Raw genomic sequence first — 13,945 nt, 5'->3', positions numbered from 1 at the left:
GACTGCTGCTCGCCGGCGGCGCCGCCCTCGGCACGTACGGGCTCCTCGTCCCGCTCGTGCTGCTCCAGGGACTCACCGCCGCCGGCTGGTTCCGGCTCAACGGCATGTGGCCCGCCCGCCAGGGCATCGCCCTCGCCTTCGCCGGCGGTCTCGCCGCCGACGCGGCCCTGCTCGTCACCGGCCGGGAGAACGCGGCCGCCGCGATCTTCGGCACGCTCGGTGTCTGGGTGCTGCTCTGCCTGGTCCTCCAGCTGCGCAGCCACGCCGACCCGGACGAGCGCATGTACGGCCTGATGGCCACCATCGCCTCGGCGGCGCTCACCGTCGTCGCCACCGGACACCTGGGCGCCGACGCGGACGCGGTCGTCGTCGGCGGGGGCGCGGTCGCCGCGGCCGTCCTCGCCCGGGCGCTCCCGTTGCCCGGACCCGTCTCCCTGATCGCCGCGCTGCTTGCTTCGGCGGGCGCGGGGATCGCCGCCGGCGGTCTCACCGACCTGGGCTCCTCCGGTGCGCTGCTCGGCCTCGGGGCCGGGGTCTGCGCGCTGGTCGGCCTGCGGGTGGCGAGCTACGACTACCCGTCCCGCTTCGTGCACATGACGGCCGGTGTCGCACTGCCGCTGACGGCCGCCGCACCCGCCGTCTACCTGCTGGGCAGGGCCCTGGTCTGACCGCGCCCGCGGACCAGGAGGGAACCAACCGGCCCCCCGACACGTCGATCTTCGTGTCGGGGGGCCGAACTTTATCCATTTCCATCGGGGGGACACACAGCCCATGCGAGCACTGCGGATTCTGTTGATCGTGGCCGTCGTGCTGGGCGGGGTCCTGGTGGGGATCGACCGGCTGGCCGTGTCGTACGCCGAGGACGAGGCCGCGGGCCGGGTGAGACTCTCCTCGGCGAAGAGCGACGCCGTCGAGGTCGACATCAAGGGCTTCCCGTTCCTGACCCAGGTCGCGGACAAGCGGCTCGACGAGGTCGACGTCAGGCTGACCGGCGTCACCGCGACGGCGGGCGACAAGAACATCCGGGTCGGCGAGCTGACCGTGGCCCTGCGGGACGTGACCGTGACGGGCGACTGGGCGGGCGCGAAGGCGGGTTCCGCGAGCGGCACCGCCCTGATCTCCTACGCGGACCTCACCGCCGCCTCGGACCGGGAGGCCACCGTCGCCTACGGCGGCAACGGCAAGGTGAAGGTGACCGGGAGCGTGAAGGTGATGGGCCGCACCCTGACCCGCACGGTCCTCTCGACGGTGACCGTGGTGAACGGCGACACGATCCGGGTCCGTGCCGACGAGGTGCCCGGCGGGGGCATCCCGGGCATCGAGGACCTGGTCCGGGCGCGGACGGACTTCGAGCGTCCGATCGGCGTGATCGCCGGGATGAAGGTGGAGAAGGTCGAGCCGAGGCCGGACGGTCTGGCCGTCACCGTGACCGGCAAGGACGTCGTCCTGGCGGGCTGACGGCGCCGGAAGGCCGTCCGGAGGGTCCCGGCGTGTACCCGTTGGTCACATGCTGAGACACCGCTGTCCGACCAGCAGAATCAGAACCGGGCGTCCCGCTGCGGAGGCGTCCGGAGCTCTCTCGTACGGTGACCACGTCTCACATCTCGGACGATCGCGTCTCAAAATACGACACACCGGTGACACGGCCGCCTGTCCGTCCCTACGATCGAGGGCATGAAGCGACAGGCGGATCTCACGAAGCGGCGGGCAGTAGACCTGTGCCGCGTCGCCGCCATGCTCTGTCGCTCCGTCTGAGCGGGACTCACCACTCCCGTATTCCTCAGGCCCTCCGACCGAGGTCGGGGCCGCCCCGTGTAGCCGTACGCACGTCCGTCACGCACGTCCGCTTGCCCGACACGTCCACCGACACGTCACCCGACGAGCCGCCCGCGACGAGGCGTACCGCACCACATCGCACACCCGCACCACACCGCCGCACACTGCCCCGGAGGAGAACAGCATGGCTCGCAGCGACGTCCTGGTCGACGCGGACTGGGTCGAGGCCAACCTCGACAACCCGCAGGTCGCCATCGTCGAGGTGGACGAGGACACCTCGGCCTACGAGAAGAACCACATCCGCAACGCCATCCGTATCGACTGGACCCAGGACCTTCAGGACCCGGTCCGCCGCGACTTCATCGACCAGGAGGGCTTCGAGAAGCTCCTCTCGGCGAAGGGCATCGCGAACGACACCACGGTCGTCCTCTACGGCGGCAACAACAACTGGTTCGCCTCCTACGCCTACTGGTACTTCAAGCTCTACGGCCACCAGGACGTGAAGCTCCTCGACGGCGGCCGCAAGAAGTGGGAGCTCGACTCCCGCGACCTGGTCGACGGTTCCGCCGTGCCGGCCCGCCCGGCCACGGAGTACAAGGCCAAGGCCCAGGACTCCTCGATCCGCGCCTTCCGCGACGACGTCGTGGCCGCGATCGGCGCCCAGAACCTGGTCGACGTCCGCTCGCCCGACGAGTTCTCCGGCAAGCTGCTCGCCCCGGCGCACCTCCCGCAGGAGCAGTCGCAGCGTCCCGGCCACGTGCCGAGCGCCCGCAACATCCCGTGGTCGAAGAACGCCAACGACGACGGCACGTTCAAGTCGGACGACGAGCTCAAGGCCCTCTACGAGGACGAGCAGGTCGATCTGGCGAAGGACACCATCGCCTACTGCCGCATCGGTGAGCGCTCCGCGCTGACCTGGTTCGTGCTGCACGAGCTGCTCGGGGTCTCCAACGTCAAGAACTACGACGGCTCGTGGACCGAGTACGGCTCCCTCGTCGGCGTGCCGATCGAGCTCGGCGCCAACAAGTAACCCCGGACCCTCCCTCCTCCGGACCCCTCGACCGTAAGGACAGAACGACATGTGTGGAGCGCAGCCCGGCGGCCCCGACGCCTCGACGATCAAGCCCGGTGAGACCACCATCCAGGGCTTCGTGACCAAGGACGGCCAGCCCGTCACCGGTTACGTCCGCCTCCTGGACTCGACCGGCGAGTTCACGGCCGAGGTCCCGACCTCCGCCACCGGCCAGTTCCGTTTCTACGCGGCCGAGGGCACCTGGACCGTCCGCGCCCTGGTCCCCGGCGGCACCGCCGACCGTCAGGTCGTGGCGCAGCACGGTGGCCTCGCGGAGGTCGCCATCGCGGTCTGATCCGCGACACCGAACCGGCCGAAGGGCCGTGCCTCCTGGGGGGTTGGACGCCATTTCCAGGACTTGAGGCACGGCCCTTCGGTCGTACCCTGAAGGTGTGTACGCACGACGTCGCCACGTCTATTTCTGGATGATGGGCGCCTGCCTGCTGCTCTTCGTGGGCGCCTGGGCCGTCGTGCGCCTCTTCTCGATGCCGGTGGCCATCGGCATGTGCGTGGTCGCCATGGTCATCCCCCCGGTCGCCGCGATGGTCGCGAACCGTCGGGGCCCGGAGGATCGCTGGTGGGACGACCCCTCGGGCGATCCGACGTCGGACGAGTGGTGGGACGAGCTGGACGGGAAGAAGCGCCGGGAGCCCTGACCGCCGGCCGGTCCGGCCGGCGGTGGCCGACTAGTAGACGAGTGCCTGCGTCTCGTCCGCCATCGCCTCCTGCACGAAGAGCTGGGCGCCGGCGATGCGGAAGCCCTCCAGGAGGTCCTTCTCCTCGATGTCACGGCGGGCCGCGCACTGCGTGCAGACCGTGATGCGCCCGCCGCCCGCCACGATCCCGTCGATCAGGTCCGGGAGGGGTGCGGCGTGCGGGAGCTCGAACTCGGCGGCGCGGCCCGGGAGGGCGAACCACGAGGACTCGCCGGTCAGCCAGAGCGAGACCTCGACGCCGCTGGCGGCGGCGACGGCGGCCACCGTGAAGGCCTGGGAGCAGCGTTCGGGGGCCTCGGCCCCCGCGGTCACCTTGATCACGAGCTTCTTCGGCATGTGTCGAACTGTAATGCGCTGCACCGTCGCGCCGGTCACAGCGCGCGAGACCCACCTCACCGAGTGGCCCCGGCCCCCGCCCACTAAGCTGGGGTCCGGCCCGTTCCGCCTTCACCGCTCAGTCGAGGAGCACCCTGTGATCATCTTCTTCGAAATCCTCCTGGTCCTGGTCGCCGTCGGCGTGATCGCCTTCGCCGGTCTGGCCGTGAAGAAGCTGTACCAGGGCCAGCGCTAATCCTTCTCGCCAACCACTTCTAGAGAACGCCAGAGCTGCTCATGATCGAGATCCCGTCCGACCTCAACCCGGACCTCGTCCCCCTCGCGTTCCTGCTCGGCACGTGGGAGGGCGCGGGTGTGTCCGACTTCCCCGGCGCCGAGAAGTGCAACTTCGGGCAGTCCGTGACGTTCAGCCACGACGGCCGGGACTTCCTCGAGTACACGTCCCACTCCTGGGTCCTGGACAACGAGGGCAACAAGGTCCGTCCGCTGGAGAGCGAGAGCGGCTACTGGCGCATCGACAAGGACCGCAAGGTCGAGGTCGTCATGGTCCGCGACCAGGGCATCGTCGAGATCTGGTACGGCGAGCTCGCCGACCAGAAGCCGCAGATCGACCTCGCCACGGACGCGGTCGCCCGCACCGCGGCCTCGGGCCCGTACTCCGGTGGCAAGCGCCTCTACGGCTACGTCAAGAGCGACCTCATGTGGGTGGGCGAGAAGGCGACCCCCGAGGTCCCGCTGCGGCCGTACATGTCGGCGCACCTGAAGAAGGTCGTGACGCCGGAGGAGGTCGCGGACATGGCCCGCAACCTCGGCGACCTGCCGGACGACGGCATCGCCTTCTTCCGCTAGGAAGGCCGGTCTCTTCGAGGCCACCCGCGCTTGTGAAGGCCCGTCGGCGTATGCCGGCGGGCCTTCCGCACGCCTCGGACCGACCTCAAGGGTTCACAGAATTGCTATGACCGCGATGCACTTGATCGTCTCGCGGTGTTGCGCTACGTTCTCTCGCAACGGGTTCTCCGGAACGCGCGAAACCCCCGGCCGCATGTGGCGTGGCCGGGGGTCTCACAAAGCCGTGCTCCAGGTGGCGTGCATGCAGAGGCGAGCCTGAAGCTTTCAAGAGCAGAGCTTAGCGTCCGAACCGGCCGGGCGCCACAGGTGGCGGCCGCCGGCCGCCGTGACACGCGTCGCTGGAAATCGTCATCGGGGGAGTGCATGGGCGAGGTGCCCGAATGGATGTCCGGCGCGTTCTCGGCGCCGCGGTTCGACACGTATCTGCGAGCCGCACGGGGTGACGCGCTTCGCGCCACACGGCTGTACTGGTGGAACATCGAGGTGTCCGGCGCGCTCTTCGGGCCGTTTCACTGCCTTGAGGTCGCCCTGCGCAACGCCGTCCACCGCGAGCTGACCGCCCACCACGGCCGCGCGGACTGGTGGCGGGTCGCCCCGCTGACCGACGACACCCTGCGCAAGGTCGAGCAGGCGCGCGCCCAGTGCCGCCGGAACCGCTCGGCGGGGACGCCGGACGACGTGGTGGCGGAGTTGTCGTTCGGCTTCTGGGCGTCGTTGCTGACCAGGCGGTACGACCGGACCTGCTGGGTGCCGGCCGTGCGCAAGGCCTTCCCGGGTTACTCGGGTCGCCGCGACACGCTGTACGACCAGCTGTGGTCCCTCGTGCTGCTGCGGAACCGGATCATGCACCACGAACCCGTTCACGCCCGGGACCTCGCGGCGGACCACACGAAGCTCTACCGGATCATGGGATACGTGAACGAGGTGCTCGCCAAGGAAGTCCGGTCGATGGACCGGTTCCCGGAGGTCCTGGCGGCGAAGGGCGCCGTGCTGAGCGGGCGGCACTCGCCGCGATTCTGAGAGGAACGGCCGTCATGCGGAAACCCGACGACACGCTGGTCACCCGGTCCCGGATCGCCGAGCTGGCCGGGGTGAACCGGCCGGCCGTGACCAACTGGGCCGGCCGGTACCCGGACTTTCCCCAGGCTGTGGACAGCATGGCGACCGGAACGGGCAGGGCGGACCTCTTCCTCGCCGAGGACGTCGGGGCCTGGCTCCGGAAGCGGAGGATTCCGGCACCGGCCCTGCGTGAGGGCGAGCTCCCCGGGACCACGTACGGGGATCGCTTCCTGGCAGCTCTCGGCCGGGAGCACGGCCCCACGCCCCTGACCGTCGTCCGCCGCCTGCTCGAAGCGCGGGACGATCTCCAGCGGGCCGATCATCTGGACGTGCTCCTCGCGCTCGTCTACATCTTCGGCACCCGAGCGGGCGCCGACGACCGTCGTTACCGCGACCATGTGACACAGAGCTGGGGCCGCCTGCGGTACGCGCTCGTCGACGACGGGGTGTGGTCGCCGGGACGGCTCGACGAACGCGGCGGATTCCCCGACACGGACCGGTTCGACAGCGTGCTGCGGCACTCCGCCACCGCCCTGGCGGAGGCCGAGTGGGACCCGGAGTCGGCGGCGGAAGCCCTCGACCGCCTGGTGGAGCTGCGCATGGACGTGGACGCACGCGGCGGCGAGATCATCACGCCGCCGGCCCTGCGCCACCTCATGGCGGGACTGCTGCCCACGTTCGGACCCGCCTTCGACCCGTACTGCCGCACGGGTGAACTCCTGGACGCGTGCGTGTCGGCCGGCCGGGAAGTGGCCGCGGACACCCGTACGGAAGCGGGCCCGGCCGGACTCGGGGCGCACGGCATCTGCGGGGACGAGAACAGCGCTCACCTCGTCCGCATGCGGTTGCGCGTCCGAGGCGTCGAACCGGAGCTCGACGGGTGGCGGGCGCGTCCCGCACCGGACCGGCCCCCCCACGCCATGGGCCGTTACACCCGCGTGGCGACCAACCCTCCCTTCAACCTGCGGGCAGGCGAGCGCGGCTGGGACCCGGACGCGTTCCGCTACGGGACGCCACCGGCGGCCAACGGCAACTTCGCCTGGCTCCAGCTGGCACTGGCCGCACTCGCGGAGGAGGGGCGGGCCGCAGTCCTCATGCCGGACATCGCGGCCCAGTCGACGAACGCGGCGGAGCAGGCGATCCGCAGCCGCATGGTCCACGACGGGGCCGTCGAAGCACTGATCGCCCTTCCTGCTCAGCTGTTCGGGCGGGCAACGGGCGTCAGGGCGACGCTCTGGCTCCTGAGGCCTCCGACCGGGCGCGGTGACGAGGTCCTGTTCGTCGACGCCGAGTCCCTGGGCTCCATGACGAACCGAGCGCGGCGGGAGCTCTCCGCGGGCGACGTCGGAACCCTGATCGACACCTGCTCCCGGTGGCGCGGGGCCCGCGAGGCGGGCGAGCCCTTCCACGGGAGGAGGGGGTTCAGCGTCTCGGTGCCCGTCGCGGAGATCGCCCTGCGCGATCACGTGCTGACGCCGGCCTTGTACGTTCCCCAGGAGGAATCCGCCGTACTCGGGGGCTCCGGCCGCGCCGAGGTCGAGCGGCTGATCGCGGAACTGGCAGTCCGGGAGGAGGCCGCGAGAGCTGCCGACGAGCGCGCGGCCCGGGTACTCGGCGAGTGGCAGGGGAAACGATGACGGACCGCGACGGAGGCCGGATGCCTCGGACGCTCGCCGATCTGTGCGACATCCAGATCGGGCTGGTCGTCCGGCCCGAGGAGTTCCGTGAGGTGGGCGTCCCGGTGGTGGGCGCCCGCGACCTCGTCGGTCACCGGCTCACCCGCGTGCCCGAGCGTCATCTGGACCCGGACGGCCGGCGGCCCGGCCGGGACTACCGGCTCAGTGCCGGGGACGTCCTCCTCACCCGGTCGGGGACGGTCGGCAGGGTCGCGCTGGTCACCGAGGCCGAACAGGGATGGCTCAACGGGCCGCACCTCATCCGCCTCCGTGTGCGGGACCCGGCAGCCGTCGATTCCGCGTACCTGGTGGCGTATCTGTCCGCGCCCGCGACCCAGCGGTGGTTCCAGCGCGTGGCCACCGGCTCGGCCGTCCAGCACGTCTCCCTGCGGATGCTCGGCCAGCTGTCGGTCCGGCTGCCCCCGCCCGCGGAACAGCACGAGGTCGGCCGCATGCTGGCCGCTCTCGACGACAAGGTGCGTGCCCACGAGGAAGTCGTCCGGGCGACCCGTGCGCTGCGCGGGGCCCTGGCCGACCTGCTCACCTCAGGGGACGCGCCCGACGACGGCATCGCCTCCTCCCGCTAGACACCCGCTGGATGCGGCCGGATCCAGCGGGAGCCCGCTGGATCTCTCGGGATCCCGCCGGCAGCTGGGGCGGAGCGCCGCGCCCTCCTACACTGGGGGGCGTGGTGAGTACCGACTGGAAAAGCGACCTGCGGCAGCGCGGCTATCGGCTGACGCCGCAGCGTCAGCTCGTCCTGGAGGCGGTCGACGCGCTCGAACACGCGACGCCCGACGACATCCTCGTCGAGGTCCGCAGGACCGCCTCCGGGGTGAACATCTCCACCGTCTACCGGACCCTGGAACTCCTGGAGGAGCTGGGTCTGGTGAGCCACGCCCATCTGGGGCACGGGGCTCCGACGTACCACCTCGCCGACCGGCACCACCATCTGCACCTGGTCTGCCGGGACTGCTCCGAGGTGATCGAGGCGGATGTCGAGGTGGCTGCCGAGTTCACCGGGAAGCTCCGCGAGACCTTCGGCTTCGAGACCGACATGAAGCACTTCGCCATCTTCGGCCGGTGCGCGGACTGTACGCGGAAGGCTCTGGACAGCGAGTCGTAGGCTTGCCCCATGCAGCGACATTCAACGACCAGCCCTCTGCTGTCCCTGCCCGGCGCCGTCGCCGCGGAAGGCCGCGACGAAGGTGTCGCCGCGCACTACGGCGACCTCTTCCGCGAGCAGCGCGCCCTCGCCGACGGACGCGGTTTCGTCGACCTCTCGCACCGCGGTGTCGTCGCCGTCACCGGTGACGACCGGCTGAGCTGGCTGCACTTGCTCGTCACCCAGCACATGACCGACCTCGCGCCCGGACAGGCCACCGAGGCGCTGATCCTCTCCGCGAACGGGCACATCGAGCACGCCCTGTACCTCGTCGACGACGGCACGACGGTGTGGGCGCACGTCGAGCCGGGGACGCGCGAGGAGCTCGTCGCGTACCTGGAGTCGATGAAGTTCTTCTACCGCGTCGAGGTCGCCGACCGTACGGACGACATCGCCGTCGTCCACCTCCCGGCCGGTTCCATCGCCGAGGTGCCCGAGGGAGTCGTCGTACGGGAGACCCCCCACGGCCGTGACCTCTTCCTGCCCCGCGCCGACCTGGAGTCCTTCGGGGCCTCGCACGGCCCGGCCGCCGGCATCCTCGCGTACGAGGCGCTGCGCGTCGAGGCCCACCGGCCCCGGCTCGGCTTCGAGACCGACCACCGGACCATCCCGCACGAGGTCGGCCTCATCGGCAGCGCCGTCCACCTCCAGAAGGGCTGCTACCGGGGCCAGGAGACCGTCGCCCGGGTGCAGAACCTGGGGAAGCCGCCGCGTCGCCTGGTCTTCCTGCACCTGGACGGCAGCGAGGTGCTGCTGCCCGGGCACGGGACCCCGCTCCGGCTCGCCGCCGACGGCGAGGAGGGCCGCCAGCTCGGCTTCGTGACCAGCTCCGTCCGTCACCACGAGCTGGGGCCGATCGCCCTGGCCCTGGTGAAGCGGAACGTGCCGGTGGACGCCCCGCTGGTCGCCGGGACGACGGCGGCCGCGCAGGAGACCGTCGTCGAGCCGTAGGGCCGCCGGGCGTCGCTCAGACCTCCAGCAGCACCGTGAACGGGCCGTGATTCGTGAGCGAGACGCGCATGTCCGCTCCGAACCGGCCCGTCTCCACGTGCGCGCCCAGTTCGCGCAGCCGGGCCACGACCTCGTCCACGAGGGGCTCCGCCACCGGGCCGGGCGCGGCCGCGTTCCAGGTGGGCCGGCGGCCCTTGCGGGCGTCCCCGTAGAGCGTGAACTGGGAGATGACGAGCAGCGGCGCGTTCACGTCCGAGCACGACTTCTCGTCGTCCAGTACCCGGACGGACCAGAGCTTTCTGGCCAATTGGGCGGCCTTCTCCGGGGTGTCGTCGTGGGTCACCCCGACCAGCACGCACAAGCCCTCGCCGGTGATCTCACCGACGGTCTCCCCTGCGACGACGACACTCGCGCCGTCCACCCTCTGCACCACTGCACGCATACGCCCCAACCTACCGAGTGGGCACCACTCCGACGGATGAGGGGCCGAACGGGTGCAGAGCGCCTGCACGCGCACACGCATGAGTGGCACGATGCGTGTCAGGCGGTGCGGCTCCGCACCGGTCGAGGGGACGATTCTCATGAGTGCACCTGGCACCGGGCCGACGCCGTCCGGCCCCGTACCGCTGATCCGCGCCGGAACCAGGGGCGGTGGACCGGGCGGAGGCCCGGCCACGCGCCCACCCGTACAGAGGACCGCCGAACCCGCCCTGCCGGACCGGACCCAGCCCGAGCTCGGTGCGCTCCGGCTGCCCGAGCTGCGTGCCCTGCGCCGGGACGCGCAGAGCGACGAGGCCGACCTGAGCTATGTGCGCCGGATGCTCCAGGGCCGTATCGACATCCTGCGGGCCGAGCTGGCGCGGCGGACCGACCCGGAGGCCCCGGTCCTCGACCGGCTCTCCGAGATCCTCGCCGACGTGCCCTCGCGGCACCGCTCGTCGGCCCGGCACGTGACGCTGTCGACGCCGCGCAGCGAGGAGTACCGGCGGCTCGCGTCCGAGATGCTGTCGGAGGTCGAGCTGTCGGACCTCACGGCGCGCACGGACGACGAGCTGCACGCGGGGATGGGGCGGCTCGCCGGGTACGAGCAGCAGATCTCCCGGCGCCGGCAGCACCTCCAGCGGACCGCCGACGACTGCAGCGCCGAGATCGCCCGCCGTTACCGGGAGGGCGAGGCGCAGGTCGACGACCTGCTGGCGTGAGCCGCAGAGGCTGCAGAGGTCGTGGAGACCACGAAGACCGCGGAGACGCCCGGGGAAACTCGGGTGCGGGTGCGCCGGGGCCGTGCGTAGGGTCGAAGGATGACTGTCGACGTACGCGCGGTGACGGAGTCCGAGTTCCCCGACTGGCAGCGCGCCCTGCGCACCGGCTTCCTCCGCCCGCCGGTCGTGACCGACGAGGAGGTCGCCGACCGGCTGCCGCACGTCGACCTCGCGCGGACGCTCGGGGCCTTCGACGGGGACCGGCTCGTCGCCACCTTCCGGTCCTTCCGGCAGGAGGTCAGCACGGTGGGCGGCGGGAGCCTCACCGCCGACGCGATCACCCAGGTCACCGTCTCCCCGACGCACCGCAGGCGCGGACTGCTGAGCCGGATGATGACCGCCGACCTGGCCGCCGCGAAGGAGCGGGGCGACGCGATCGCCACCCTGATCGCCGCCGAGTACCCGATCTACGGACGGTACGGTTTCGGTCCGGCCAGCTGGTGCAGCGAGTGGAGCGTGGACGTCCGCCGGACCGGGCTCGATCCGCGACGCTCGGGCCGCCCGGAGGACGGCGGCCGGATCGATCTCACCGACGCCGACGAGATCCGCAAGATCGGCCCCGGGACGCACGGCCGGCTCGCCGGCGTCCGCGCCGGCGTGACCCACCGCTCCCCGCGCGACTGGGACAACGGCACCGGCCGCAGCGTGCAGAGCGATCCGTGGCGGGAGCCGTACTACGCGGTGTACCGGTCGGAGTCGGGCGAGGTCGAGGGCTTCGTGGCGTACACCGCGGACGACAAGTGGGACGACGCCAAGCAGCCCATGAACACGGCGACCGTACGGGACCTGGTCGCCGTCACCCCGGCCGCCGAGCGCGCCCTCTGGCACTACCTCTGCTCCGTCGACTGGATCAGCACGGTCCGCTCCGGCTACCGGGCGCCCGACGACACGCTGCCGCTGCTCCTGCCTGACCCGCGCGCCGCGAAGCTGCTGACGTACGCGGACATGCTGTGGGTCCGGGTCCTCGACGTCGTCCGGGTCCTGGAGGGCCGGACGTACCCGGTGACGGACGGGCTGGTGCTCGACCTGCGGGACGGGGACGGGTTCGCGGGCGGGCGCTACCGGCTCGACGCGTCCCCGGCCGGCGCCTCCTGTGCCCGTACGGGCGAGTCCGCCGATCTCGCCCTCGACATCGCCGAGTTGGGCGTCCTCGCCTTCGGTGACGAGTCGGCGGTACGGCTCGCCCGGCTCGGGCGCGTCGAGGAGCTGACGGCCGGCGCGGCGGCCCGCGCCGACCTGCTGTTCCGTACGCCGCTGCGGCCCTTCTCGCCCGACATCTTCTGAGGCCCGGCTCCCGCTGAGGCCCGGCTCCCGCTGAGACTCCCGCCCGTCAGCGGGTGCGGAGCCGGAAGAGGAAGCCGGACGCGGCGACCGCCAGGAGCAGCAGGCCCGCACACCAACCCAGCGCGATCCACGGCGAGTCGCCGACCGGCTGGTCGAGCAGCAGGCCCCGCATCGACTCGATCAGCGGGGTCACCGGCTGGTGCTCGGCGAATCCGTGCAGCCAGCTCGGCATCGTCTCGATGGGTACGAACGCGCTGCTCGGATAGGGCAGGAACATCATGAAGAACGTCACCGCGCCGGCCGCCTCCGCCGTTCTCGTGACGAGGCCGATCGCCGCCGACAGCCACGACACGGCGGTGATGTAGGCGAGCAGGAGTCCGACCGCCGCGAGCCAGCCGCCCGGGGAGGCGCTCGGGCGGAAGCCGATGACGAAGGCGGCACCGAGGACGAGCGTGGTGGAGAGCGCGTTCCGGGTGACGGCGGCGGCGACGTGGCCCGCGAGGAACGGCGTTCCGCCGATGTCGAGCGTACGGAAGCGGTCGACGACCCCGAGCCGCATGTCCTCGCTGACGGAGAGGGCGGTGCTCGCCGCGCCGAACCCGGCGCAGAGGACGAGCACACCGGGGACGACGTAGGTGACGTACCGGGTGCCGGTGTCGATGGCTCCGCCGAAGAAGTAGACGAAGACCAGCATCAGCATGATCGGCAGCATCATCGAGGTGATGACGGCGTCCAGGTTGCGGCGGCTGAGGCGGATGCCGCGCCCGGCGAGGGTGCTCGCGGCGGTGAGCGTGTCAGACATGGCTGGGCTCCTTGTCCTCGGTGAGGGTCAGGAAGACGTCGTCGAGCGTGGCCGTGTGCAGCCCGAAGCGGGCGATGTCCCGGCGCCCGGGGTCGAGCACGTCGAGCAGCTCCCGCACGTGGGCGGCGCTGCCGTCGGTGGGGATGCCGAGCGTGCGGGTCCCGGGGTCGCGGGTCGCCGCGTGGATCGTCCGGTCGGTGAGCCGCGCGTAGCTCTCCTCGTCGGACGCGACGACGTCGAGGCGGTGGGCGGCGTACCGGGCCTTGAGCTCGGCGGGGGTTCCCTCGGCGAGGGTGCGGCCCCTGCCGAGGACCGCGATCCGGTCGGCGAGCCGGTCCGCCTCCTCCAGGTACTGGGTGGTGAGGAAGACCGTCGTACCGGCGTCGGAGAGTTCGCGGACCGCCTGCCACAGCTCCTGGCGGCTGCGGGGGTCGAGTCCGGTGGTGGGTTCGTCGAGGAACATCACCTGGGTCGCGCCCGGGTCGCGGACGAGGCCGGCGGCGAGGTCCAGGCGGCGGCGCATGCCGCCCGAGTACGTCTTCGTGAGGCGGCCGCCGGCCTCGGTGAGCCCGAAGCGGTCGAGGAGTTCGGCGGCGCGGCGGGCGGCGGCGGGGCGGGAGAGACCGGAGAGCCGGGCCGCCGTCCAGAGGTTCTCGGCGCCGGTCTGGGCCTCGTCGACGGCGGCGAACTGTCCGGTGAGGCTGATCGCGCGGCGGACCCGGGAGCGTGCGGTGACGACGTCGTGCCCGGCCACGCGCGCGTGGCCGGCGTCGGGCGTGGTGAGGGTGGCGAGGATGCGGACGGTCGTGGTCTTGCCGGCGCCGTTGGGGCCGAGGAGGGCGAAGACGGTGCCGCGCGGGACGTGGAGGTCGAGGGCGTCGAGGACGCGGACGTCTCCGTAGGTCTTGGTCAGGCCGTTGGCTTCGATGGCCGGAGGCATGGGTGCTCCCTGGGCGGGTGGACGGCTGGGGGCGCCTCTTCCGTACTGCGTATGGCA

The 13,945-nt window shown here is 71.7% G+C and carries 17 protein-coding genes and 1 pseudogene; 14 read left to right on the top strand and 4 right to left on the bottom strand.

The window, feature by feature from the left end:
• The 6 genes and pseudogenes from AOK00_RS13520 to AOK00_RS13500 form a co-directional block, all read left to right on the top strand.
• Positions 1-668 (top strand): annotated as a pseudogene (locus tag AOK00_RS13520) (hypothetical protein); the annotation flags it as partial.
• Between the two features lie 103 nt (positions 669-771).
• Positions 772-1,458 (top strand): LmeA family phospholipid-binding protein, encoded by a 687-nt coding sequence (locus tag AOK00_RS13515; protein ID WP_055600549.1) that lies wholly within the window; start codon positions 772-774, stop codon positions 1,456-1,458.
• A gap of 216 nt (positions 1,459-1,674) precedes the next feature.
• Positions 1,675-1,755 carry a putative leader peptide gene (locus tag AOK00_RS41385; protein WP_350497993.1) on the top strand — a complete coding sequence of 27 codons (81 nt, stop codon included), beginning with the start codon at positions 1,675-1,677 and terminating at the stop codon, positions 1,753-1,755.
• A 205-nt stretch (positions 1,756-1,960) separates the two neighbouring features.
• Positions 1,961-2,806: a sulfurtransferase gene (locus AOK00_RS13510; protein WP_055600548.1), complete on the top strand. Its 846-nt coding sequence runs from the start codon at positions 1,961-1,963 to the stop codon at positions 2,804-2,806.
• A gap of 49 nt (positions 2,807-2,855) precedes the next feature.
• Complete coding sequence (locus AOK00_RS13505) at positions 2,856-3,143, top strand: DUF1416 domain-containing protein (RefSeq protein ID WP_015035121.1); 288 nt, start codon at positions 2,856-2,858, stop codon at positions 3,141-3,143.
• 97 nt (positions 3,144-3,240) lie between these two features.
• Complete coding sequence (locus AOK00_RS13500) at positions 3,241-3,504, top strand: DUF3099 domain-containing protein (RefSeq protein WP_055600547.1); 264 nt, start codon at positions 3,241-3,243, stop codon at positions 3,502-3,504.
• Between the two features lie 30 nt (positions 3,505-3,534).
• Here the strand turns inward: AOK00_RS13500 and AOK00_RS13495 are convergent, their stop codons facing one another.
• Positions 3,535-3,900, bottom strand: coding sequence for a DsrE family protein (locus tag AOK00_RS13495; RefSeq protein WP_055600546.1), 366 nt, complete (start codon positions 3,898-3,900; stop codon positions 3,535-3,537).
• 276 nt (positions 3,901-4,176) lie between these two features.
• On the opposite strand from AOK00_RS13495, the gene AOK00_RS13490 reads away from it, so the two are divergent.
• The 6 genes from AOK00_RS13490 to ygfZ all read left to right on the top strand — a co-directional run bounded on the left by AOK00_RS13490 (position 4,177) and on the right by ygfZ (position 9,600).
• Positions 4,177-4,749 carry an FABP family protein gene (locus tag AOK00_RS13490; RefSeq protein WP_055600545.1) on the top strand — a complete coding sequence of 191 codons (573 nt, stop codon included), beginning with the start codon at positions 4,177-4,179 and terminating at the stop codon, positions 4,747-4,749.
• Between the two features lie 384 nt (positions 4,750-5,133).
• Positions 5,134-5,769: a hypothetical protein gene (locus AOK00_RS13485; RefSeq protein ID WP_254047354.1), complete on the top strand. Its 636-nt coding sequence runs from the start codon at positions 5,134-5,136 to the stop codon at positions 5,767-5,769.
• A gap of 14 nt (positions 5,770-5,783) precedes the next feature.
• On the top strand, positions 5,784-7,445 hold the full coding sequence (locus AOK00_RS13480) for an N-6 DNA methylase (protein ID WP_055600543.1): 1,662 nt from the start codon (positions 5,784-5,786) through the stop codon (positions 7,443-7,445).
• A complete protein-coding gene (locus tag AOK00_RS13475; protein ID WP_055600542.1) occupies positions 7,442-8,071 on the top strand; it encodes a restriction endonuclease subunit S in 630 nt (209 codons plus the stop codon). The genes AOK00_RS13480 and AOK00_RS13475 overlap by 4 nt, the downstream gene beginning before the upstream one ends.
• Before the next feature lie 101 nt (positions 8,072-8,172).
• Positions 8,173-8,610 (top strand): Fur family transcriptional regulator, encoded by a 438-nt coding sequence (locus AOK00_RS13470; RefSeq protein WP_055600541.1) that lies wholly within the window; start codon positions 8,173-8,175, stop codon positions 8,608-8,610.
• Between the two features lie 9 nt (positions 8,611-8,619).
• Positions 8,620-9,600, top strand: coding sequence for a CAF17-like 4Fe-4S cluster assembly/insertion protein YgfZ (gene ygfZ / locus AOK00_RS13465; protein ID WP_055600540.1), 981 nt, complete (start codon positions 8,620-8,622; stop codon positions 9,598-9,600).
• Between the two features lie 16 nt (positions 9,601-9,616).
• Here the strand turns inward: ygfZ and dtd are convergent, their stop codons facing one another.
• Positions 9,617-10,042, bottom strand: coding sequence for a D-aminoacyl-tRNA deacylase (gene dtd / locus AOK00_RS13460; protein WP_030323272.1), 426 nt, complete (start codon positions 10,040-10,042; stop codon positions 9,617-9,619).
• Positions 10,043-10,181: 139 nt separating this feature from the next.
• Here dtd and AOK00_RS13455 point away from each other — a divergent pair, with 139 nt between their 5' ends.
• Positions 10,182-10,802: an RsiG family protein gene (locus tag AOK00_RS13455; RefSeq protein WP_055600551.1), complete on the top strand. Its 621-nt coding sequence runs from the start codon at positions 10,182-10,184 to the stop codon at positions 10,800-10,802.
• Between the two features lie 99 nt (positions 10,803-10,901).
• The gene (locus AOK00_RS13450) at positions 10,902-12,146 is read left to right on the top strand and encodes a GNAT family N-acetyltransferase (protein WP_055600539.1); all 1,245 of its coding nucleotides are present in this window, start codon (positions 10,902-10,904) and stop codon (positions 12,144-12,146) included.
• A gap of 46 nt (positions 12,147-12,192) precedes the next feature.
• Here the strand turns inward: AOK00_RS13450 and AOK00_RS13445 are convergent, their stop codons facing one another.
• Together AOK00_RS13445 and AOK00_RS13440 are read right to left on the bottom strand one after the other, a co-directional pair.
• Complete coding sequence (locus AOK00_RS13445) at positions 12,193-12,948, bottom strand: ABC transporter permease (RefSeq protein WP_055600538.1); 756 nt, start codon at positions 12,946-12,948, stop codon at positions 12,193-12,195.
• A complete protein-coding gene (locus AOK00_RS13440; RefSeq protein WP_055600537.1) occupies positions 12,941-13,888 on the bottom strand; it encodes an ABC transporter ATP-binding protein in 948 nt (315 codons plus the stop codon). The genes AOK00_RS13445 and AOK00_RS13440 overlap by 8 nt, the downstream gene beginning before the upstream one ends.
• Positions 13,889-13,945: the final 57 nt, after the last annotated feature.

This window comes from Streptomyces aureus (genome assembly GCF_001418135.1).
GTDB classification, from domain to species: Bacteria; Actinomycetota; Actinomycetes; order Streptomycetales; family Streptomycetaceae; genus Streptomyces; species Streptomyces aureus_A.
This window is presented reverse-complemented; position numbering and strand designations above follow the sequence as displayed.